This window comes from Pseudomonas sp. LBUM1653, from assembly GCF_059716115.1.
Window position 1 is genome coordinate 2,475,707 of sequence record NZ_CP166803.1, and the last position, 21,823, is coordinate 2,497,529.

General features: G+C 58.2%; 23 protein-coding genes and 1 pseudogene. 15 read left to right on the forward strand and 9 right to left on the reverse strand.

Translation table 11 applies throughout. The features are described from left to right. Window positions 1–190: 190 nt before the first annotated feature. Window positions 191–1,012 (forward strand): MinD/ParA family protein, encoded by an 822-nt coding sequence (locus ACA054_RS11375; RefSeq protein ID WP_497689450.1) that lies wholly within the window; start codon window positions 191–193, stop codon window positions 1,010–1,012. Window positions 1,013–1,105: 93 nt separating this feature from the next. Here the strand turns inward: ACA054_RS11375 and ACA054_RS11380 are convergent, their stop codons facing one another. The 4 genes and pseudogenes from ACA054_RS11380 to ACA054_RS11395 form a co-directional block, all read right to left on the reverse strand. Next, entirely contained in the window at window positions 1,106–1,342 is a 237-nt protein-coding gene (locus tag ACA054_RS11380) for a hypothetical protein (protein WP_497689451.1), read from the reverse strand. Between the two features lie 59 nt (window positions 1,343–1,401). Beyond that, window positions 1,402–1,611 carry a hypothetical protein gene (locus ACA054_RS11385; RefSeq protein ID WP_497689452.1) on the reverse strand — a complete coding sequence of 70 codons (210 nt, stop codon included), beginning with the start codon at window positions 1,609–1,611 and terminating at the stop codon, window positions 1,402–1,404. Window positions 1,612–2,695: 1,084 nt separating this feature from the next. Next, window positions 2,696–2,898: pseudogene (locus ACA054_RS11390) on the reverse strand (hypothetical protein). 86 nt (window positions 2,899–2,984) lie between these two features. Further along, window positions 2,985–3,845 carry a LysR substrate-binding domain-containing protein gene (locus ACA054_RS11395; protein WP_497689453.1) on the reverse strand — a complete coding sequence of 287 codons (861 nt, stop codon included), beginning with the start codon at window positions 3,843–3,845 and terminating at the stop codon, window positions 2,985–2,987. A 112-nt stretch (window positions 3,846–3,957) separates the two neighbouring features. Between ACA054_RS11395 and ACA054_RS11400 the strand changes: the two genes are divergently transcribed. From ACA054_RS11400 to ACA054_RS11410, 3 genes are all read left to right on the forward strand, one after another. Then, window positions 3,958–4,371, forward strand: a complete 414-nt coding sequence (locus tag ACA054_RS11400; RefSeq protein ID WP_497689454.1) for a VOC family protein — start codon at window positions 3,958–3,960, stop codon at window positions 4,369–4,371. Window positions 4,372–4,440: 69 nt separating this feature from the next. Beyond that, window positions 4,441–5,736: an amidase gene (locus ACA054_RS11405; protein WP_497689455.1), complete on the forward strand. Its 1,296-nt coding sequence runs from the start codon at window positions 4,441–4,443 to the stop codon at window positions 5,734–5,736. Window positions 5,737–5,829: 93 nt separating this feature from the next. Further along, window positions 5,830–5,997, forward strand: a complete 168-nt coding sequence (locus ACA054_RS11410; RefSeq protein WP_497689456.1) for a hypothetical protein — start codon at window positions 5,830–5,832, stop codon at window positions 5,995–5,997. A 138-nt stretch (window positions 5,998–6,135) separates the two neighbouring features. Here ACA054_RS11410 and mhpT read toward each other — a convergent pair whose 3' ends face one another. After that, on the reverse strand, window positions 6,136–7,353 hold the full coding sequence (gene mhpT, locus ACA054_RS11415) for a 3-(3-hydroxy-phenyl)propionate transporter MhpT (RefSeq protein ID WP_497689457.1): 1,218 nt from the start codon (window positions 7,351–7,353) through the stop codon (window positions 6,136–6,138). Window positions 7,354–7,683: 330 nt separating this feature from the next. Here mhpT and ACA054_RS11420 point away from each other — a divergent pair, with 330 nt between their 5' ends. Continuing rightward, on the forward strand, window positions 7,684–9,006 hold the full coding sequence (locus ACA054_RS11420) for an OprD family porin (protein ID WP_497689458.1): 1,323 nt from the start codon (window positions 7,684–7,686) through the stop codon (window positions 9,004–9,006). A gap of 49 nt (window positions 9,007–9,055) precedes the next feature. On the opposite strand, the gene ACA054_RS11425 is transcribed toward ACA054_RS11420, so the two are convergent. Next, window positions 9,056–9,544 (reverse strand): MarR family winged helix-turn-helix transcriptional regulator, encoded by a 489-nt coding sequence (locus ACA054_RS11425; protein WP_497689459.1) that lies wholly within the window; start codon window positions 9,542–9,544, stop codon window positions 9,056–9,058. Window positions 9,545–9,756: 212 nt separating this feature from the next. Here ACA054_RS11425 and ACA054_RS11430 point away from each other — a divergent pair, with 212 nt between their 5' ends. The 5 genes from ACA054_RS11430 (at window position 9,757) to ACA054_RS11450 (ending at window position 17,225) form a co-directional block, all read left to right on the forward strand. Continuing rightward, complete coding sequence (locus ACA054_RS11430; RefSeq protein ID WP_138965462.1) at window positions 9,757–10,587, forward strand: p-hydroxycinnamoyl CoA hydratase/lyase; 831 nt, start codon at window positions 9,757–9,759, stop codon at window positions 10,585–10,587. A 108-nt stretch (window positions 10,588–10,695) separates the two neighbouring features. Beyond that, on the forward strand, window positions 10,696–12,144 hold the full coding sequence (locus ACA054_RS11435; protein WP_497689460.1) for an aldehyde dehydrogenase: 1,449 nt from the start codon (window positions 10,696–10,698) through the stop codon (window positions 12,142–12,144). A gap of 159 nt (window positions 12,145–12,303) precedes the next feature. Next, a complete protein-coding gene (locus ACA054_RS11440; RefSeq protein ID WP_497689461.1) occupies window positions 12,304–14,187 on the forward strand; it encodes a feruloyl-CoA synthase in 1,884 nt (627 codons plus the stop codon). Then, window positions 14,184–15,425 (forward strand): thiolase family protein, encoded by a 1,242-nt coding sequence (locus tag ACA054_RS11445; protein ID WP_497689462.1) that lies wholly within the window; start codon window positions 14,184–14,186, stop codon window positions 15,423–15,425. The genes ACA054_RS11440 and ACA054_RS11445 overlap by 4 nt, the downstream gene beginning before the upstream one ends. Window positions 15,426–15,467: 42 nt before the next feature. Continuing rightward, window positions 15,468–17,225 (forward strand): acyl-CoA dehydrogenase, encoded by a 1,758-nt coding sequence (locus tag ACA054_RS11450; RefSeq protein WP_497689463.1) that lies wholly within the window; start codon window positions 15,468–15,470, stop codon window positions 17,223–17,225. Between the two features lie 67 nt (window positions 17,226–17,292). On the opposite strand, the gene ACA054_RS11455 is transcribed toward ACA054_RS11450, so the two are convergent. Beyond that, complete coding sequence (locus ACA054_RS11455; RefSeq protein ID WP_497689464.1) at window positions 17,293–17,496, reverse strand: hypothetical protein; 204 nt, start codon at window positions 17,494–17,496, stop codon at window positions 17,293–17,295. A 252-nt stretch (window positions 17,497–17,748) separates the two neighbouring features. Between ACA054_RS11455 and ACA054_RS11460 the strand changes: the two genes are divergently transcribed. Further along, complete coding sequence (locus tag ACA054_RS11460) at window positions 17,749–17,967, forward strand: hypothetical protein (RefSeq protein ID WP_497689465.1); 219 nt, start codon at window positions 17,749–17,751, stop codon at window positions 17,965–17,967. A gap of 78 nt (window positions 17,968–18,045) precedes the next feature. Here the strand turns inward: ACA054_RS11460 and ACA054_RS11465 are convergent, their stop codons facing one another. Then, a complete protein-coding gene (locus ACA054_RS11465) occupies window positions 18,046–18,354 on the reverse strand; it encodes a hypothetical protein (protein ID WP_497689466.1) in 309 nt (102 codons plus the stop codon). A 159-nt stretch (window positions 18,355–18,513) separates the two neighbouring features. Continuing rightward, complete coding sequence (locus tag ACA054_RS11470; protein WP_497689467.1) at window positions 18,514–19,248, reverse strand: metallophosphoesterase; 735 nt, start codon at window positions 19,246–19,248, stop codon at window positions 18,514–18,516. Window positions 19,249–19,415: 167 nt separating this feature from the next. On the opposite strand from ACA054_RS11470, the gene ACA054_RS11475 reads away from it, so the two are divergent. The 4 genes from ACA054_RS11475 to ACA054_RS11490 all read left to right on the forward strand — a co-directional run bounded on the left by ACA054_RS11475 (window position 19,416) and on the right by ACA054_RS11490 (window position 21,813). Further along, window positions 19,416–19,877, forward strand: a complete 462-nt coding sequence (locus ACA054_RS11475; RefSeq protein ID WP_497689468.1) for an anti-virulence regulator CigR family protein — start codon at window positions 19,416–19,418, stop codon at window positions 19,875–19,877. Window positions 19,878–19,971: 94 nt separating this feature from the next. Next, entirely contained in the window at window positions 19,972–20,433 is a 462-nt protein-coding gene (locus tag ACA054_RS11480) for a hypothetical protein (RefSeq protein ID WP_497689469.1), read from the forward strand. Between the two features lie 213 nt (window positions 20,434–20,646). Beyond that, window positions 20,647–21,321: an NADPH-dependent F420 reductase gene (locus tag ACA054_RS11485; RefSeq protein ID WP_497689470.1), complete on the forward strand. Its 675-nt coding sequence runs from the start codon at window positions 20,647–20,649 to the stop codon at window positions 21,319–21,321. A gap of 12 nt (window positions 21,322–21,333) precedes the next feature. Then, the gene (locus ACA054_RS11490) at window positions 21,334–21,813 is read left to right on the forward strand and encodes a DUF6130 family protein (protein WP_497689471.1); all 480 of its coding nucleotides are present in this window, start codon (window positions 21,334–21,336) and stop codon (window positions 21,811–21,813) included. Window positions 21,814–21,823: the final 10 nt, after the last annotated feature.

Here is a 21,823-nt window from a genome sequence, read left to right on the forward strand (position 1 = left end):
CCAAAACAAAGGGTCTTGCGTGGGTCCTGCGTGCATGGGGTGCTAGGGGTCGAGTGTTCGAATCACTCCGTCCCGACCATATTTACTGAGTAAAATCAGACACTTAAGCCGATCAGCTAGATCGGCTTTTTTGTGCCTGAACTAGTCTGCAACTACTCACACGCGTGGCACATGGAAGGGAATCAATAACATGGATAGTGTGCGTTCTGTGCAAGTTATCGCCGTGACCGGCGGAAAGGGCGGCGTCGGCAAGACCACTGTGGCTGTGAATCTTTCATTGGCGCTGGCGAAACTTGGAAGGCGAGTCGTATTGCTTGATGGCGATCTTGGCTTGGCGAATATCGATGTCCTGTTGGGGCTTACCCAGCAGTACACGCTTGTCGATGTTATCGAAGGTCGCTGTGAGCTTTCCGATGTACTTTTGCGCGGTCCGGGCGGGATACGAATCGTCCCCGCGGCTTCAGGCATCCAGAGCATGGTGAATTTGTCTGCGGCTCAGCACGCAGGCCTGATCCAGGCCTTCAGTGAAATCGGTGACAGTCTCGACGTGCTGGTGATTGACACAGCCGCGGGCATTGGCTCGTCGGTGATCAGTCTCGTCCGGGCGGCCCACGAAGTATTGCTGGTGGTCTGCGACGAACCGACCTCCATCACCGATGCCTACGCACTGATCAAACTGCTTAATCGTGATTACGCAATGGACCGTTTCCGGGTGCTGGTCAATATGGAGCAGAGCCCGAAGGAAGGTCGCGCGCTGTTCGCTAAATTGGCGAAAGTCACCGATCGCTTCCTTAACGTAAGCCTACGGTATGTGGGAGCAATTCCGTACGATGAATGTGTGCGAAGGGCAGTGCAGAAGCAGCGAGCAATCTACGAACACTTTCCGCGCTCCAAGTGCGCCCTGGCATTTCAGGAAATCGCTTTAAAGGTCGACGCTTGGCCTCTGCTGGCTTCCCCCAGAGGGCATTTGGAGTTCTTCGTTGATCGACTTGTCCATAATTCGAGAAGGTGACATTTCTCTCGTATGGGTGGGGAGTTGGGCTGGATTGCGCAAAACCTCCTCTGGAGGATGCTCACGCCAGCTCACCTATTCGTCGGGTGGACCTCAGTCTTCAGGATCAATCTCTTCTTCCGGCTCACACCTGGCAATCAGCTCTGCGATGGTTTCGGCTATGAAGTTCGCATTTCCGGTAATCACGGCCAGATGGTCTTCAATACGCTTGGACACTTGGGCAGAGCCGCGCTGATCAATCCAGATGCTGATCTCTTCAACGGCACACCCCAAAGCCATGATGTTCTGGTTGAGGCGGTAGAGCAGGGCGGGGGTAGGATCGTCAGGCATGGCCGTTCCTCCAGCTGGTAGGGAAAGCACCGCGAGCAGGGAAGGCCCCAACAGAGCTATCAATCATTCAACAACTCGGCAACCCCGCGGGTGATGAACTCCAGATTCTCGTCGAGTTTCGTTAGTGATTTTCGGATTCTGGCTCCGTCTTCGGCGGGGCCATGTAGCTGTTCTATCCAAATGGACAGATCCTCCACGGCCGCCGCAATGGCGAGCTGGTTTTCATTGAGTTTGTAAATCAGGGAAGGGATGAGGTCAGGGGTCGACATGGCTGGGCCTCCTTTGTGTGAGGAAAGCTTAGCAGGCAAAATGTCTGGCATGGCCTAGGCGAGGGATGCAAGGCGCAAACAGCGCTGCGCAGTGCATGGGCGGCGCTGACGGCAAAAGAAAAAGCCCGACACTGGGTCGTAATGCTGTTCACTTAAGCATGGGGTTGTATTTAAGAACTGGATTGGGGGGGATATCCATTGCTGCGGTAACGGCCACTTATGGTTTCGCCCTTACGGCGACTCACTTTTCCAAACGCCGAAAAGTAAGCAAAAGGCTTTGCCCCACCACTCGGTGCCTCGCTGTGGCTCGGCATGCCCTCTCTCCGGCATTGCTCCGTGGGTCGCCGCGATGGGCCATCCCTGGCCCAGCGCGGCTAAACCGGCGTCCTGCCGGTTTACCCACTGCGCAATGCCTGCGTTCGGCCATCGTGGTTTAACGGGGCGCCCAAATCTAAAGCCAAAGCGAGGCGGCCTTAAAGCCGACCTGACTTTGCAGATACCCCCCAATCCCCTGTGGGAGCGAGCTTGCTCGCGATGGTCGTCAACGATAACGCGCCCTGTCTGGATGAACGCGTTGTTTGGAAGTCCATCGCGAGCAAGCTCGCTCCCACAGTTGGATCGCGGACAGACCTGCAATCAGGTCGGCTGTCAGGCCGCCTCGCGCGGGCTTTTGATTTGGCCTTTGATTTTCTTGCCCATACATGGCCGGCGGCGGGCCCTGTAGGAGCGAGCATGCTCGCGAAAAACCTGAGAGCACCGCGGGGTGTCAGGCTCCACGCGTCATCTTTGACCTCCATCGTCGGAACGCCGCCCGGAGCATGCTCGCTCCTACAGGCCGGGCGGCGTTCCGTGCTTCCAAGTGACTCGCTAAGAGCGAAACCGCCAGTGGCCGTTACCGCAGCAATGGATATTCACCCAAGCCAAATATGCACCTGCAGCCCCCAACCTAAAGTGAACAGCATTACGACACTGGGCCGGGCATTCCAATCACGTAGCCAAATCCCTTTGGCTGACTGCATTGTGCCTGGCAAGAGTGACGAAGGCGTGACGGGAGTGTGCACATCACGTGCAGACCAGATTCCTCTCAATGGAGAGTCTTGCGACTCTCTCCAATCCTGATTCGATCCAGCGCCCGGTTTAATGCGTCCAAGGCATCGAGGAGGGCCTTCGCCTCGGCTTCCTGCCATCCCCCCATAGTCGTTCCGCCATTTTGTTCAGAGCCTGGATAGCCTTTTCAATGTCCGTAGCGGTTGCTGTAGGGGTGTCTGTCTGTCGCTTCTTTGACATGGCGAAATTTCTGAAGTGATGGAACGAAGACGCCGACGAACCGGCATTTTTTCGGATTCAATAAGCGACATGATAAAAAGTTATTCTTACTTAGGTGATAGTACTTTGCACAAAGCGCTTATCATGTTGGGCCGGTCAGTCTGAACATGGCTGATCAGCACAATCTCTCTGTCATACTGATCAAGGCCTATCCAGTCGACATAACATTTATGGCCCCAGTGTTCAAAACCAGACCAATACGGCACAAGGCTCACACCAAGACCTTCGGTTACGAGCATGGCAATTGTTTCCAGTGCATCCAGATCCACCAATGGCGTTGGCATCAAACCATTGTCCGCCAAGTAATGCTCAGCGTGGCGTCCGCCCCATGAGTCTGGATCGTAGCGAATGTACGGTTGGGTTTTCAGTTGAGCCAGGACACTGTCCGAGGACTTTTCCTTCGATAGAAAAACCAGAGGCTCCTTGCGCAGTGACACCACCTGCAAGGCTTTTGGCAATTCAAACGGTGGAACTACCAATATGGCAGCGTCCACTTCTCCTGAGAGAAGTGCTTGATACAACGAGCGCGATGTCCCTGGCACGATGACCGGCTTGAGACCCGGTGCTAACTCGGTGAGGGCTCGCAATGCTCCGGGCAGAAGACCGGTCAGAACGGTCGAAATAGCGCCTATTCTCAATTGTCCTGTAAGCCCCCCCTCATCGGCGTCTCCCGCCAGTAACGCAATCTCGCGAACGATGTGCCTGGCTCTGGGCAATAAGCCCAGACAGGCTTGACTCGGCTTGGCCGCATGCCCGACGCGAGACAGCAGTTCAAAGCCCAGTTGTCGTTCGAGCGCGAGAATTCGCTGACTGACCGCTGCTGCCGTCAACCCCTCCTCACGCGCAGCATGTGCTATGGAACCGCACTCCACGACTGTGATGAGGCTTTTCAAATAACGCGTATCCATAAGAAATTCTTTTTATGGCGGAAAAAACTAAATGCTATCTCTTTTTATGGAGACCGAACAAGATTCATCCCATCCAGTCGTTTCCCTTTCCGGTGATTTTCAGGAGCCACCTATGCAGTCGATTTTTCATCTTGCGATTCACGTCCGCGATTTGGAGCTTTCCCGCCAGTTTTACGGTGATTTGCTGGGTTGTGAGGAAGGTCGAAGCACCGATACTTGGGTCGATTTCAATTTTTTCGGGCATCAGTTGTCGTTGCACTTGGGCGAACCCTTTGCGGTAAGTAACACAGGAAAAGTAGGCGAGCACTTGGTTCCGATGCCCCATCTTGGAGTGATACTGAAGATGTCGGACTGGATTGTTTTAAAAGACCGTTTGATCAAAGACAAGGTGAAATTTGTTCTCCCGCCTGACATACGTTTTCCAGGAGAGCCCGGTGAACAAGCAACCATGTTTTTTCTGGATCCTGCCGGCAATCCTATCGAGATAAAAGGTTTCGCTGATTTGCAATCAGTTTATATGGCTTGATAAGCATGAATTAAATTTTTCTAACGCTTACCAGTGTTCGGTGTCACTCAATAGCCCAAAAGGAGCGATATGCACAATATTACTAAATCTGATGCCACCGCCATTTCGGAAATGGTTTGTTCGGAAGTTGTCAGCGCGGAGACGGTAGCCGAACACTTTCTTGAATGCATTGCGTCGCAAGAGCCGAATATAAAAGCTTTCGTTTCATTCGATGCGGACTGGGTGCGTTCTCAAGCTTGCCAATTAATAAAGCGTAAAGGGAAGGGGCTCCTCGCAGGCGTTCCAGTGGGGATCAAAGACAACTATGACACCGTGGATCATCCCACCCGTTTTTATTCTCCGATCTATGATGACAACTGCCCTTCGCGTGATGCCCATGTCGTCTCGCTTCTGCGCCAGGCCGGAGCAGTCATTATGGGCAAGACCCATACCACCGAATTCGCTTACATGCATACCGGCCCAACCCGCAATCCACATGATCTTGACCGAACCCCTGGAAGCTCCAGTGCCGGGTCTGCAGCAGGGATGGCGGCTGGTTTTTTTCCGATCGCCTTGGGGACACAGACAGCCGGCTCATTGATTAAACCGGCATCCTATTGCGGACTTTATGCTTTCAAACCTTCGTATGGATTGGTTTCTCTAGAGGGGGTCAAACCATTAGCGCCGAGCTTCGACACGGTGGGTTGGTATGGCCGCTCCGTTCGTGATCTGGAGCTGATGGCTCAAGTCTTGATTCCCGGTTTTCCGAAGCCCACGCATGAACGCAATCTACGGTCGTTCGGCTTCTGTCGAACAGCCCGTTGGGACCAGGTAGACGAGGACGTGGCCAAATCACTGGAGGCTGCTGTGGAAGGTCTGCGATTGGCGGGACATCAAGTGACGGAGGTGCTGTTGCCCGAGGAATTTGCGGATGTCTTTGATGACCATCTGCTGATAAACGATTGCGAGGGAGCCCGATCGTTCTCCAAAGAACTGCACATGCGTGCTGAGCTACTCAGTGAAGAGTTGTTAGCCATGATCGAACGCGCCAGTCTGACGACCTGGGAGCAAGAGTCAGCGGCACAGAAGCGTTTGGCTAAGTTAGCCACTGTTTTGGAAGAGATATTCAAACCGTTTGACGCCGTCTTGGGTGCGAGCTGTGGCATCGTCGCCCCGTTGGGCCTTGAAGCTACCGGACCTTCCGACTTCAGCAAGTTCTGGATGGCATTTGGATTGCCTCAAATTAATATTCCTCTCGTTCGTAATCCGGGTGCGCTTCCGGTAGGGTTGCAAATGATTGGAGGATTCAGAAACGACAGCAATCTGTTACAAGCTGCTGAGCAGGTTGATGCGGTGCTGAGAGGCGCCAGCGTAGGCGCCCGGTAAACAGTGAGTGGTAATCGTCTGGGCATTGACTGAGGAGCAGGGCTCGCATATACAGGCGCCCTATGCGCAGTTCAGTCAATGCAGGAAATGTAAATGAGCGATGAGATCGATATTCCAGAGCCCGAGCACGACCATCTGCTCGATCATGAATTCCACGATGAAGGACCCTGGGTTGAAGCAGACGCTCAAGGCATTTTCGACGATGAAGACGAAGAACATGATGACCTTGACTACCTTGATTCGATTGATCAAGAGGACTAGGACGACAATATCTATCGGCTTGATGAAATGTTCGAAGCGCCGATGAAGATCGAGAGCCCTTGGCAGAGCCCTCGCTTCAAATCTCGATCTCGTTGCAGTGAAGGCACCACCAGCCGCTTTTGTGCGGGGATCAACCGCTTAGTTGGCGGTCTTCAATTGCGCTTCGGCGCTCGATCCGGACCGGGCGATCACGGTCAGGATCGACAGGGCGGCGATCACCAGTCCTGGTGAGGTCGCCAGCAGCACGCCGGTGGTGCCCGCACCGGCGGCGAGGATCTGCCCGGCGGCCAAGGGACCTGCCACTGAGCCCAGGCGACCGATTGCCACGGCGGCGCCGACACCGGTGGCGCGCACGGCGGTCGGATAGGACGGCGGCGCCAGGGCGTAGAGCACCAACTGCGCAGCCATGACGAACAACCCGGCGGCAAACCCGGCGATGGCCATCGCTAAAATCCCCACTGAAAGGCCGACCCCAGCCAGCGCCGTCAGCAATCCGGCATATACGAACAGCACGACCTTGAGGCCGTTGCAACGATCCAGTAGCAGACCGCCGAGCAGCGAGCCGAGGGCGCCGCCGATGTTGAACAACATCTGCACCATGCCCGCCTGGGGTTTGCTGAAGCCCTGTTCCAGCAGTAGCGAAGGTAGCCAGTTGAGCAGCATGTACATCACGGTCAAGGTGAAGAAATAGCTCATCCACAAGGCCAGGGTGTTGCGCGTGCGGCCTTCGCCGAACAGCGCCTGTGCGGTGGAAGGCCGTAGGCTGCCGCTTGCTGAACGTTGCTGGCGGAAGGCAGTGGATTCGGGCAGCAGCAGGGCCATCAGCGGTACTACCAACAAGGGCACCAGGCCGCCGATGATAAAGGTGGTTTGCCAGTGTTCACTGGAAAACATCGCCACTACTGCCGCGAGCGCACCGCCCAAGGGCACGCCGCAGTACATGACGCTGATGGCGGTACCGCGATTGCGTTCGCTCACAGCCTCGGCGCACAAGGCGATCAGGTTGGGCAGGGCGGCGCCCAGGCCCAAACCGGTCATGAAGCGCACCAGCAACAGGCTGGAGTAGCTCTCGACATAGGCTGTGCAAAGGGAAAACAGGCCGAACAGCAGCACGGCACCGACGAGGATTTTCTTGCGGCCGATGCGATCGGCGACCCAGCCGCCAAAAAACGCCCCGGGCAGCAGGCCGATGATCCCGGCGCTGAACACCCACCCCATCATCTTCGGGTCCAGGGCAAAACTCTGGCGCAGTCCGGCGGCAGCGGTGCCGGCGGCCTGCAGATCGAAACCCTCGATCAGCGCAACGATAAAGCACAAAGCGATTGTCAGCGTCGAACGACGCGATGAGCTGTCCATGGGTGAACCTCATTGTTGTTTTTGTTGTGGAGTCGAGCCGTCCCATCGCACGGGGAGCGCTGAAGGTGGCTGCTGATTATTAAGATAACAAATATAACTAAAAAATGAACTGATCCATGAAAAATGCAAACAACGCTAAATAAATCTTATAAATCAACGAGTAAGTGAATGAATGAACGTTTTGATTTAAAATAGATAATAATATTAATGTTCGATTATCGGCCATTTACGATTGACAAGTGCCCTTGGCGGTTCCCATTCTCTGTTCGCGAAGCCGGCTGCACTGCGCTCGCCCGGCAGCACCCACAACAATAAAAATGGATATCGAAGATGCCAAAACTCCCTCTGGACGCCGTTGCGACGGCGTCAGCCTCCTGTGTGCCCGGTATCAACCGAGGGTTGGTCCTGGCGCTGCTCGGCTTGAGCGTTCTGCCCACTCAGCTTCGCGCCGCGGGCTTTATCGAAGACAGCCATGGCACCTTGACCCTGCGTAATTACTACCTGGACCGCCAATACAAAGACGATGGAACCAAGACCGCCGCGCAGGAGTGGGCCCAGGGTTTCATCATGAACATGGAGTCGGGGTTCACCGAAGGGCCATTAGGTTTTGGGCTGGACGTTCGGGGGCTGCTGGGGGTCAAGCTCGACTCCGCGCCGGATCGAAGCGGCACCGAGCTGTTGCCGGTATCGGCCAGCGACAGTCGTGCGGCGGATGAGTACTCGCGCCTGGCCCCGACCGCCAAGCTGCGTTTTGCCCAGACCACGGTGAAGTCCGGGGATGTGTCGATCTTCCTGCCGTTTGCTTTTGCCAGCCCCTCGCGACTGCTGCCACAAACCTTTCGCGGTACCACCCTCAGCTCCAGGGATATCGATGGCCTGACGCTGAACACCGGGTATATCGATCGCATCGACAAGCGCAATTCCACGAACTATGAGGCGATGACCATCGCTGCGCCCAACCGGCGATTCAACGCTACTGCCACGACCTCGCACATGGCCTATCTGGGCGGCGATTATCAAGTCAGCAAGGCGCTGAGCCTGCGTGCCTACCATGCCGAGGTGAGCGACTTGTACCAGCAGGACACGTTTGCGTTGTTGCATGACCTGCCGCTCGGCGGGGGAGTATTGACCAGCGACCTGCGCAGTTTTTTCAGTCGCGAGGATGGCAGCGCCAAGGCAGGTGAAGTGGACAATCGCAACGTCTCCGGACTGTTCAGCTACCGGTACGGCGGGCACCGTTTTGGCATCGGCTACATGCATTCCAGTGGCGACTCGGCGACCCCCTACATTTCCGGGACAGAGTTGATGGGGATGAGTGAGTTGACCATGGCTTCGGACTTTCTCAATGCCAAGGAGCGCACGTGGCAGGCCATTTATGACTATGACTTCGTAGCGTCCGGAGTGCCCGGGCTGAGGGGGCGGTTGCGTTATTTGCGCGGTGACAATATTGAGCTGCAGGCCTTCAACGCCGAGGACCGCAAAGAGCGCGAGTTCCAGATGGAGTTGGGCTATGTGGTGCAGAGCGGTGCGCTGAAAAACGTCGCACTGGTGGCGCGCAAGGCGATCTACCGCAATGATTTCCCGACCGGCGCAGCATTCCGCGATGAAAACCAGACCCGGTTCCTGGTGACCTACACCTTGCCGATCTGGTAACCCCGGGGTTCTGCAGACGTCTCACCGGCACGTCCCTTTGGGACGTGCGTCACTCCTGATAAATCTTCTTCAGCAGCCGCAGCAGCTCTTCACGTTCCTGGCTATCCAGTGCCGCGGTGGCGTCCAGGTCGCTTTGCGCGGCGATCTGATTCAGTTCCTTGAGCAGGGTCTCGCCGGTCTTGCTGAGGAAGATCCCATAGGAGCGCTTGTCCGGTTTGCAACGCACGCGCACGGCCAGCGCACGGCTTTCCAGTTTGTTGAGCAGCGGCACCACTTGGGGCGGCTCGATGGTCAGTGCCCGGGCCAGATCGGCCTGCATCAGGCCGGGATTCTGATTGATGATCGCCAGGGCCGAGAATTGAGCGGGTCGCAGATCGTGGGCCGAAAGGCGGCCAATCAGGTTCTGGAACAGTTTGAGTTGTGCGCGCCGCATGGCGTAGCCGATCAGGTCGTTCAACGCCGAATCGAGTGGTGCCTGCATCTCTGCGTTGGTCGACGATGCCTCGATCGACTCGGCGAGGGGGGAGGGCTTGGCCATTGCAGGTGAGTCCTGAGCATTGGAGGTTAACAAGGCTATCTATTTTGCCGGCGTTGCCCGCTGATTGCTATGGCCAATATTGCCTGGCGTCAGGACAGTCGGGGTTTTCGTGGTGAAAAAAACCGGTTAATTTTATTAATAGTTAATTGACATAACTAATTCGCCGGTTTAATTTCCTGTCATCTTCAAGCCAACAACAAGAGAACATCGTCATGAGCAATTACGAAGGTCGCTGGACAACGGTCAAAGTGGAAATCGAGGAAGGCATCGCGTGGGTCATCCTCAATCGTCCTGAAAAACGCAACGCCATGAGCCCGACCCTTAACCGCGAGATGATCGATGTTCTGGAAACCCTGGAGCAGGACCCGGACGCCGGTGTACTGGTGCTGACCGGTGCGGGCGAAGCCTGGACGGCGGGGATGGACCTCAAGGAGTACTTCCGCGAAGTGGACGCTGGTCCGGAGATTCTTCAGGAAAAAATCCGCCGCGAAGCCTCACAATGGCAATGGAAACTGTTGCGCATGTACGCAAAGCCGACCATTGCCATGGTCAATGGCTGGTGCTTCGGTGGCGGCTTCAGCCCCTTGGTGGCCTGCGACCTGGCGATCTGCGCCGACGAAGCGACCTTCGGCCTTTCGGAAATCAACTGGGGTATCCCGCCGGGCAACCTGGTCAGCAAGGCCATGGCCGACACCGTGGGCCATCGCCAGTCGCTCTACTACATCATGACGGGTAAGACCTTTGGTGGGCAGAAAGCCGCCGAGATGGGCCTGGTCAATGAAAGCGTACCCCTGGCGCAACTGCGTGAAGTCACGGTGGAGCTGGCGCGTAACCTGCTGGAGAAAAACCCGGTGGTGCTGCGTGCGGCCAAGCATGGTTTCAAACGTTGCCGCGAACTGACGTGGGAGCAGAACGAGGATTACCTCTACGCCAAGCTCGATCAGTCACGCCTGCTCGACACCGAAGGCGGCCGTGAGCAGGGCATGAAACAATTCCTCGACGACAAGAGCATCAAGCCCGGCCTGCAAGCGTACAAACGCTGAGGCACTGCGCAAGCAGTCGGGCGCATCCCGCTACTGGAGGTTGCGCCCTGGTGCTGCGGTTACATCGTTCTTATGCATTCCCGATAAAGACTATAAAGAGGAATCACCATGCTGGACGTGCCCCTGCTGATTGGCGGCCAGTCGTGCCCTGCCCGCGACGGTCGAACTTTCGAACGCCGTAACCCGGTGACTGGCGAGTTGGTGTCGCGGGTCGCCGCCGCCACCCTGGACGATGCCGACGCCGCGGTGTCCGCTGCGCAGAAGGCGTTTCCCGTCTGGGCCGCCCTGGCGCCCAATGAGCGTCGAACCCGTTTACTCAAGGCGGCCGAGCAATTGCAAGCGCGCAGTGCCGAGTTCATCGAGGCGGCTGGCGAGACCGGCGCCATGGCCAACTGGTACGCGTTCAATGTGCGGCTGGCGGCCAATATGCTGCGTGAAGCGGCGTCCATGACGACTCAGATCAATGGCGAAGTCATCCCCTCGGATGTGCCCGGCAGTTTCGCCATGGCCCTGCGCCAACCATGCGGCGTGGTGTTGGGCATCGCGCCATGGAACGCCCCGGTGATTCTCGCCACCCGCGCTATCGCCATGCCATTGGCCTGCGGCAACACCGTGGTACTCAAGGCCTCCGAGCTTAGTCCGGCGGTGCACCGTCTGATTGGCCAGGTATTGCAAGACGCAGGCTTGGGCGATGGCGTCGTCAATGTCATCAGCAACGCACCCAAGGATGCCGCAGCGATTGTCGAGCGGTTGATCGCCAACCCGGCGGTGCGACGGGTCAACTTCACGGGCTCGACACATGTCGGACGCATTGTCGGCGAACTCTCGGCGCGCCACCTCAAACCGGCCTTGCTGGAACTGGGCGGCAAGGCGCCGTTACTGGTGCTCGATGATGCCGATCTGGATGCAGCGGTGGAGGCGGCCGCCTTTGGCGCCTATTTCAATCAGGGGCAGATCTGCATGTCCACCGAGCGTCTGATCGTCGATGCCAAGGTTGCCGACGCCTTTGTCGCCAGGTTGGCGGCCAAGGTTGCAACCCTGCGCGCGGGTGACCCCGCTTCTGCGCAATCGGTGCTCGGTTCGCTGGTGGACGCCAGCGCCGGCACCCGCATCAAGGGGTTGATCGACGATGCCTTGGCCAAGGGCGCGCGGCTGGTGGTCGGCGGGCAACTGGACGGCAGCATTTTGCAGCCGACTCTGCTCGACGGCGTCAACGAGAGCATGCGCCTGTACCGCGAGGAGTCCTTCGGGCCGGTGGCCGTGTTGCTGCGGGGTGAGGGGGATGAAGCGCTGCTGCAACTGGCCAACGACTCCGAGTTCGGTTTGTCGGCGGCGATTTTCAGTCGCGATACCGGGCGCGCCCTGGCGTTGGCCCAGCGGGTCGAATCGGGCATCTGTCATATCAACGGCCCGACCGTGCACGACGAGGCGCAAATGCCCTTTGGCGGGGTCAAGTCCAGCGGCTACGGAAGTTTCGGTGGCAAGGCATCCATTGAGCATTTCACTCAGCTGCGTTGGGTGACCTTGCAGAATGGACCGCGGCACTACCCGATCTGAACAGGCGTCGCCACGTCGGGCATCGACTTCCCTGGAAGCGAATCGCCCGCGTGCAAGGCTGAAATAACAATAACAAGGCTGCAGCCAACGGCTGCCACGCTAGTTGTGAGTCACCTATGTGTGGCTGGGTGTTAGCGTGCCTCGACGGAGTACAAGCACTTGAGTTCCGAATTCAGTTTGCAATCCAATGCCCAAGCCAGCGCACCGCGCTATCGCCACGTGTCCATCGGTTGCGCGGCGGTCGAGGTGACAGAGCGGCAGGGCGTGCTGCACATGCGCTCCGTGGAGCCGTTGGCCGAGATGCCCAAGCGGTTGCTCGACCGTCTGGTGCATTGGGCCCAAGTGCGTCCCGAGCAGACGTTTATTGCCGCCCGCCAGGACGACGGTGAATGGCGTCGGGTGAGTTACGCGCAAATGCTCGACAGTGTCCGGGCTATCGCTCAATCCCTGCTGAGCTATGGCCTGTCTGCCGACAAGCCGCTGGTGCTGCTCTCGGGCAATGACATCGAGCATTTGCAAGTCGCCTTCGGCGCCATGTATGCGGGCATTCCCTACTGCCCGGTGTCGCCGGCCTATTCGCTGTTGTCCCAGGATTTCTCCAAGCTGCGCCACGTTTGCGACCTGCTGCAACCCGGCCTGGTTTTTGTCAGTGACGCTTCTGCGTACCAGCGCGCCATCGACGCCGTATTACCGAGCGATACGCCACTGATTACCGTGCGCGGCCAGGTCCCGGGTCGCAGCCAGGCGAGCTTTGCCAGCCTGCTTGAGCAACCGGGTGGCGCCGAGGCTGAAGCGGCTTTTACCGCCACCGGTCCGGACAGCATCGCCAAGTTTCTTTTCACTTCCGGCTCGACCAGGTTGCCCAAGGCCGTGATCACCACCCAACGCATGCTCTGCGCCAATCAGCAGATGTTGTTGCAGACTTTTCCGGTGTTTGGCCAAGAGCCTCCGGTGCTGGTGGACTGGCTGCCGTGGAACCACACTTTCGGCGGCAGCCACAACCTGGGCATCGTGCTCTACAACGGCGGCAGTTTTTACCTGGACGACGGCAAACCTACAGCGCAGGGATTTGCCCAAACCCTGCGTAATCTCAAAGAGGTGTCGCCCACCGCCTACCTGACCGTGCCCAAGGGCTGGGAAGAACTGGTTTCGGCGCTGGAACAGGATGCGGAGCTACGGGCGTGTTTTTTCAAGCGCGTCAGCCTGTTCTTCTTCGCCGCCGCCGGGCTGTCGCAAAGTGTCTGGGATCGCCTTGACCGGGTCGCCGAACAACACTGTGGCGAACGTATCCGGATGATGGCCGGGCTCGGCATGACCGAGGCCGCGCCATCCTGCACTTTCACTACCGGGCCATTGTCCATGGCCGGTTACATCGGCTTGCCGGCGCCGGGTTGCGAGGTTCGGTTGGTGCCCAAGGACGGCAAGCTGGAAGGGCGCTTTCGTGGGCCGCACATCATGCCTGGTTACTGGCGGTCACCGCAGCAGACCGCTGAGGTGTTCGACGAGCAAGGCTTTTACTGTTCCGGTGATGCGCTCAAGCTTGCCAACCCGCATGACCCGCAACTGGGGTTGATGTTCGACGGGCGCATCGCCGAAGACTTCAAGCTGTCTTCCGGAGTGTTCGTCAGTGTCGGCCCGCTGCGTAATCGTGCGGTACTGGAGGGCTCGCCCTATGTCCAGGACCTGGTAGTGACCGCGCCGGATCGTGAATGCCTGGGCGGGCTGGTGTTCCCGCGATTGTACGAATGCCGCCGCCTGGCGGGACTTGCGGCCAGTGCCAGCGATGCCCAAGTGCTTGCCAGCGCACCGGTGCGCGAGTGGTTCGCCGATTGGTTGCAGCGGCTCAATCGCGAAGCCAGCGGCAATGCCAGTCGTCTGGAGTGGATCGCGTTGCTTGATGAGGCCGCGTCCATTGATCGCGGTGAAATCACCGACAAAGGCTCGATCAACCAGCGCGCGGTCTTGCAATGGCGTGCGGCCGAAGTCGAGGCGATGTATCGCGGTGAAGACCACTCGATCCTGCGCGCCGGGCCACGGTCTTGAGTGGCGCGGGGCAATATTCGTCATTCAGGGATGTGGCGATTCTTGAAGCCGTGCGAACGCCTTGGGTCGACGTCGGCGGCGCGCTGGCCCAGGTATCTCCCATCGATCTGGGCATCAAGGTCGGTCGTGAAGTATTGGCCCGTGCCGGGCTTGATCCGCGGGCTGTCGACACGGTGCTGGCCGGCTCCATGGCCCAGGCCAGCTTCGACGCCTACATGCTGCCACGCCATATCGGTCTCTACAGCGGTGTGCCGCAACAGGTGCCGGCATTGGCGGTGCAGCGCATTTGCGCGACCGGTTTCGAGCTGTTGCGCCAGGCTGGCGAGCAGCTTCGCGGTGGCGCTGAACTGGCTCTGTGTGTGGGCGCCGAATCCATGTCGCGCAACCCGATTGCTGCTTACACCCATCGGGGCGGGTTTCGCCTCGGGGCGTCGGTGGATTTCAAGGATTTTCTTTGGGAAGCGCTGTACGACCCGGCCCCGGGACTGGACATGATCGCCACCGCGGAAAATCTCGCCAGGCGTCACGGCCTGAGTCGCGAGGCGGTGGATAGCTATGCCCTCGACAGTCACCAGCTAGCGCTGCAGGCGCAGACCCGCGGCTGGTTCAGTGATGAAATCGTCTCGGTGCGCAATGAGGTGTTTGAACTGCAAGGCTATCAGCCCCGAGGAATTGCCCTGCCACGTCGATGTGAGGCGGTCACCCAGGACAGCCATCCTCGGCCCACCGATCTGCTCGCGCTGGCCAGGCTGCAGGCGATTCACGCCAAGGGTGTGCAAACCGCCGGCAACAGCTGTGCGGTGGTGGACGGCGCAGCGGCCGCACTGGTCGGCCGAGCTTCAATGAGTACACGTCCGGTTCTCGCGCACCTGTTGGCGACCGCGGTGGTCGGTGTAGCGCCGGAGTTCATGGGGATCGGCCCGGTTCCGGCAATCCGGTTGTTACTGCAACGCAGTGGGCTGGCCCAGGACGATATCGCGCTGTTTGAAGTCAACGAGGCCCAAGGCGCGCAAGTGCTGGCGGTGGCTCAGATGCTGGAGATCGATACCCAACGGCTTAACCGCCGTGGTGGTTCGATCGCGCTGGGGCATCCATTGGCAGCCACCGGCCTGCGTTTGGTGATGACCTTGGCGCGGCAATTGCGCGAGCAACATCTGCGTTACGGGATCGCCGCTGCCTGTGTCGGTGGCGGGCAGGGCATGGCCGTGCTGATCGAAAACCCGGATTTTCGCGACTGAACCGTTGCGGTGTTTTTCCCTTTTGACGACACGAGGTTTGCCATGTGGCACTACCAGGCGCCGTTGCGCGATATGCATTTCATCCTTGAACATTGGCTGCAGGCGCCCGGGGCATGGAGCCAGATGCATGCCTTTGCGGCCCTGGACTTGCCGCTGGCACTCCAGGTGCTGGGCGAGGCCGGGCGTTTCAGCTCGCAGGTACTGGCGCCGCTCAACAGCAGTGGCGATCGCCAGGGTTGCCGCTTCGACAATGGCCGGGTCAGTACTCCTGACGGTTTTGTACTGGCTTACCAGGCATTCGTCGAAGGCGGCTGGCCGGCATTGGCCTGTGATGAAGCTTTCGGTGGGCAGGGACTGCCGCAACTGCTCGATGCCGCCTTGCAGGAAATGCTCTACGCCAGCAACCACGCCTGGGCCATGTACACGGGTATCGCCCATGGCGCTTACCTGTGCCTCAAAAGCCACGCACCGCAATGGATCAAGGACCGTTATCTGCCGCAGATCGTCAGTGGCGAGGCGCTGCCGACCATGTGCCTGACCGAGCCCCAGGCTGGTAGCGACGTCGGCCTGCTGCGCTGCCGTGCCGAACCGCTGAGCGACGGCAGTTATCGGCTCAGTGGCAGCAAACTCTTCATTTCCGGAGGCGAACATGACCTGACCGGGAATATCCTGCATCTGGTGCTGGCTCGCTTGCCCGGGGCGCCCACCGGTAGTCGTGGTATTTCGCTGTTTCTGGTGCCCAAACGCATGGATGACGGTCAAGTGAATGCGGTGCGCTGCGAGGGTATCGAACACAAGATGGGCATCAAGGGCAGTGCCACTTGCTCGCTGGTGTTCGATGGCGCTCAGGGTTGGCTGATCGGCGAGGCGAATCGTGGTTTGGCAGCGATGTTCGTGATGATGAATTCGGCGCGATTGCATGTCGGCCTCCAGGGGCTGGGACATGCCGAGGCTGCATGGCAGAACGCCTTTGCGTATGGGCGGGAGCGTAAGCAAATGCGTGCGCCCAATCGACCTGTCGGTGTTGCGGCCGAAGCGGTCGACCCCATTCACTATCATCCGGCCATGCGCCGGGTTTTGCTGGAGTTGCAGGCCTACGCCGAAGGCATGCGCGCCGTCGGTTATTGGGCTGCGCATTTGCTCGATCAGGCCGAGCATGCTCCGGACCTGGCCACTCGGCAGTGTGCCTTGCAACTGGCGGAGCTATTGACGCCGGTGATCAAGGCTTTTTTCACCGAACAGGGTTTTCGTCAGGCCAGCAATGCCTTGCAGGTATTCGGTGGCTACGGCTACGTCGCCGAGTTCGCCATTGAGCAGACTCTGCGCGACAGCCGAATCGCAATGATTTATGAAGGCAGCAACGAAATTCAGGCCAATGATCTGCTGCTGCGCAAAGTGTTGGGCGATGAAGGCCGCGCCTTCGGTCAATTGTTGGCGGTTATGCGAGAAGAAGCCGGGCAGGCCGGCGAAACAGCATGCTGCGCCAGCTTTGGCGCTGAGCTGGCGTTGCTTTGCAATAAACTCGAGGGTTTGCAAATGGAGGTACGTGACCAGGCGGTCGAGGAGGGCGAATACCCCTATCGGGCCGCAGGCGATTTTTTGCGCCTGTGTGGCGTGGCCCTCCTGGCCTTTTCCTGGGCTCGAGCGGCGCGTGTCTCTCAGTTGTTAGCCGACAGCGATCCTCTGCGCGCCAGTAAGCTGGAAACCGCCGGCTTTTTCTTTGCCTACTTGCTACCGGAAGCGGATTACCGGATCGCTGCCATTCGCGCGGCCAAGGCACCCTTGCCGTTTCTGCGGTGAATCATCGTTGAGTTTTAACGCCGCCTTCACCTCATCCGCATAACCCGTCAACGGCTGATATATACCTTCAATGGAGAGTCCTGCGACTCTCTCCAATCCTGATCCGGTCAAGCGCCCGGTTTAAAGAATCCAAGGCATCGAGGAGGGCTTTCGCCTCGGCTTCCCGGCCATCTCCCCATAGTCGTTCAGCCATTTTGTTCAGGGCCTGGATTGATCTTTCAATGTCTGCAGCGGTTGCTGCAGGTGTGTCTGTTTGCCGCTTCTTTGACATTGCCAAAATTGCTCAAATGCTCGAGCGACAACGCCGACGATCCGGCATTTTTCGGCGCTCATCTCAGTAGGATAAGTAGTTTAAAGCGAATCTCAGTCGACGGGTTCAACCGTACTACCGATTTTCACGCGTTTGCCACAGGCGCAGCAGGTTGATAGTGGAACGCGGAAGGAGTAACCGTTCGTCAGACGTCGCGCACGATCAAAAAGTTAGCAAGTCGATGTAGTAGCCCAAAAAAAAAGACAGGTTTCTATGCAGCCACTAATTCTCGACTTACCGAATGGACGGGAGCTTGCAAATGAGCTTGATCTCGCGACCGGGCAGATGATGTCCATTCCGGTCGGACTTATCGGTGGTGCTCTGTGGCTGGCAGCTTCCGACAGGCAGCAGCAAGCTTTCCAAAAATGGCGAGAGTATCTGCAGCTCATGGCGGATGGGCGGGTATGTATCGAGATGCTGAAGGTCGCTTGAATCCATGGTCTTGAGTAGAGTGAATTCGACACGTAAAAAAGCCCGCGCAGAGCGGGCACTGGAATGATCCGAACTGATTCAGGCACCTGATTCAGGGTCGCTCGCAGGTAAACCGCGAGCCTCCTTGTCATCTGCGTCCTGATCATTCATTTGTGGGTCGGCATCAGGATCATCGACGCGAGCGCTTTTTCCAGCTCCCGGATGCTCACTCGACACCGAGTTATTGGCATCCACACCTGTCATCTCTTCTTCAACAGGCGCTTCATCGTCCGGCGGCAGCGGTACCTCGGGCTCATCCCTCTTGGGGTCATGGCCCGTTTCGTTGTCCGTTGTTCGCGTTACGTCCTGCTGCGACCTGTTACCCAGTGCATTCTCGTCAATGTCCATGCGGGTTCTCCGTTCTGACGCGCGGGATGTCCGTGCTTGTACATGAGAAATCGCCGCGCATTGCGAGTGCCGAGCTTTGGACGAGCGGTGTGTCTGGTCTGAACAGGGGGCCTTTCAACACGCACATTGAAGCGCAAACTCGACAGCATTCAGCAAAGCTCAGTCCCAATCGAAACCCAGTTCGGGATTGATCGGCGGGATGCACTGCAGGGTAGCGAGATCCAGCAATGTGAAATGACCGTGCATCCAGCCGCCTGTGTCGATGTGGTACACGTTGCCGAGCACTGCAGGCTGCCTGAGAGGTGTATGGCCGACCACCAGGGCGCGAAGTCCTTCGACGCCGCCAGTATCACAGTCCTGAATCCGGGTTCGTGACCACATGCAACTGTGCAGCACGAGTCGCAGCCGCTGGTTGCTCTCAGGCGATTCCAGTTCGGTGCGCAGTAGATCCCATGACGGCACTGGGCAATCGGCGTGAATGATCCCCACCAATCCGCCGGGCGTCTCGACCTCGATGGCGATCGGCAGCTCGGTGAACTGCAGCGCGAACTCCTGCTGCTCGAACAGCGACAGCTCGGTGAACCATGACCCGCCGTTGCAGATCCAGCTGTCGACGTCGCAGGTGTCGAAGTGGACCACGTAGTCGTCATGGTTACCGCGCACCGGGTGAAACCAGGGCCTGGCAAGCCAGTCGAGAGCGTCTCGGCACTCAGGTCCACGATCAATCAAGTCACCGACGCTGAACAGGCGGTCAACGGCAGGATCGAAACCGACCGTATCCAGCGCAGCCTGCAATCGGGTGAAGTGCCCGTGAATGTCACCTGCCGCGAAATCACGGCCAGCGGTGTTTGCAGCGAAGCGTTGGATGCGCGGCACCTCGATGGTTGCGGTCATGGGGTACTCCGGTACGGCAGAAGGCGGTGCTTTTGTTACTTGTCGATCACCGCTTAAGCATGCGCCAGGGTTGTGGCCCATGTCACAGGTGTTTGTTGGGATTTTGGCTTGGCTTCGCCTTGAATCGTCTACATTCCAGGGAGTATTCCCTTTCTGAGAGAACGGATATGTTCAGATATCACTCGTTGATTGCCGCTATTGCTTGTGTTGCATTGGTTGCTGGCTCCGCGCCAGCATTGGCCGATCCAGGTAATGGCAAGGGGCAAGGAAACGCAAAGGGTAATTCGCAAAACAGCGAGGAGCATGGCAACCAGGGCAACAAAGGGAAGCATTCAGGGGGTGGTGATTGGGAAAATGGCCCAAGCATCAATCGAGGAAGCATTCTTGGCATTGTGGATGGGTATCGCGACTACTGGAGCCCCGGACCTGCGTTGCCACCCGGCATTCAAAAGAACCTCGCCCGCGGTAAACCGCTTCCACCCGGGATCGCCAAAAAGCTGGATGGTCGGCTGATCGGCAGGCTGCCTCATTATGACGGGTACGAATGGCAGCAGGCGGGCACCGACTTGATACTGGTTGCGATCGCTACCGGTCTTATTTATGAAGTTCTCAACGGCGCTTTCGATTGACGATTACTGGCGCATTCCGTCCGTCGTGGGACTTGAACTGTCAGGGGTTTAACGCGTCCTAAAGTACGCGATATCAACCCTCACGGAAGCAATCATGCTTTTAAAAAACAAGAGTCTCGTTGCTGTAATGTCATTCGCCATGATGCTTGCAGCCGCCCCGTTACTCCCTGCTGATCTGTCCATCATGAACGCCGCCTATGCGAAAGAAGGTGGTGGTGGTGGTGGTGGTGGTGGTGGTGGTGGTGGAAATGGCGGCGGCCATGGCGGCGGTAATGGTGGCGGTCACAGCGGTTCGGGTCACTCTGGCAGTAATGGCCGTGGGGAGGGTTTGAGCAGTGATCATGCTGGCAAGGCGGTTCGCGACCATGGCATAAGTGGCAATCATTACGGCAGTGATCGTAATAGTGACAACGGTCACGGCACCACGACTTCAGGCATTGCGCATTCCAAAGACACGCGCGGCGTAGCAAAAGCGAAGGCAATTTCGGCATCGACGCCGGGAGACCACAACTCGAAGGGACTGAGTAACGCCGGGGCGCAGAAAAAATCCCATTGAGCAGAAACTGACAGGCAAGCGACTTTTTAGCGGCCAGGCTTTTACAAAAAATCCCGGAGACATTCTGTTTCCGGGATTTTTTTGTAACTCAGGGCGGTAAGCGTTTTACCCGGCGCTCTCGAAGATATGCAATAAGCAGCTAGTCTTCACCTTGGTGTTGCAGGCTCTTCCCGTGTGGATAGAGGACTGCTTTCCAACGCAGGAGCCCAGCGTATGTCCAGAATCCTCTTTTTGATGTTCGCCGGCATGGTCATGTGCGCCAGCCAGGCTATGGCGGACCCCCTCAAGATCGGCGTCATCGGTGCCGGTAATGTCGGCGGCACGCTGGGTACGCTCTGGGTAAAGGCCGGGCACTCGGTCATGTTTTCGTCACGCCACCCCGAGGAGCTGACGGATCTGGTCAAGAGCGCCGGGCCCAACGCTCAGGCGGGCTCGGTGAGCGATGCCGCGGCATGGGGCGATGTGATTGTGTTGAGTGTTCCCTATGGCGCGATGCCAGAGCTGTCCGAACAGCTCCAGGGCAAGCTGGACGGCAAGGTGGTGTTCAGCACCAGCAATCCGTTCAGCGGCCGTGACGCAGAGGTCGGGCGCAAGGCGCTGGAGATGGGAGTCGCCTCGGCGGACCAGCAATATCTGCCCGGAATACGCCTGGTGCGGGCGTTCAACGCCATAGGCTATGCATCGATGAAAGACCAGTCTGGCAAAGACAAGGCGATTGCCGTTTTCGCCGACGACGCCCAGGCCCGGGACATGGGAACCCGGTTGGTGCGCGACGCCGGTTTTTTACCCGTCATTTTCCCGCTGGCGCGAGCCAATGAAGGTTTGCCGGGTGGCCCGCTCAGCGGTCTTTGGAACGAAGCCGAACTCAAGCGCAAGGTCGGCCTTTAGGAGAAAACCACCATGGCTTCCGCAAATCCATTGGCCCTTGCCTGGGGTATGTTGTTTTGCACGGCAGCGTTCGGTCAAGGGGCGGCAGACACCGATCGCCCACCGGCAATACTGCCCTTGGAATCCGAGACGGCGCCAGAACTCATTGCCTATCCGCCGCTTGCCGAACCGCTCGCCCGCGGCGTCGTCATTATCCAGTATCGAACAGAGCACGCCAGGATCATGCCGGTATTTGGAAAAACGGCTGCTGATGTATCACCACGTCTCGGTCACCTTCACGTGACCGTCGACGACTGGAAAGGTACATGGGCGCACACCAGTGAAGACCCGATTATCCTGGTCGGACTGACGCCCGGCACTCACAAGGTTCTGCTTGAAGTGGCCGACCCGACGCACAAGATCCTCACCCGTACGACAGTGAGTTTTGTTGTTCCGCAGAAGAAACCAGCTGACGCCCCTCACGTTGACGATGGTCACGCAGTAAAACCATAACTTTGAGTGG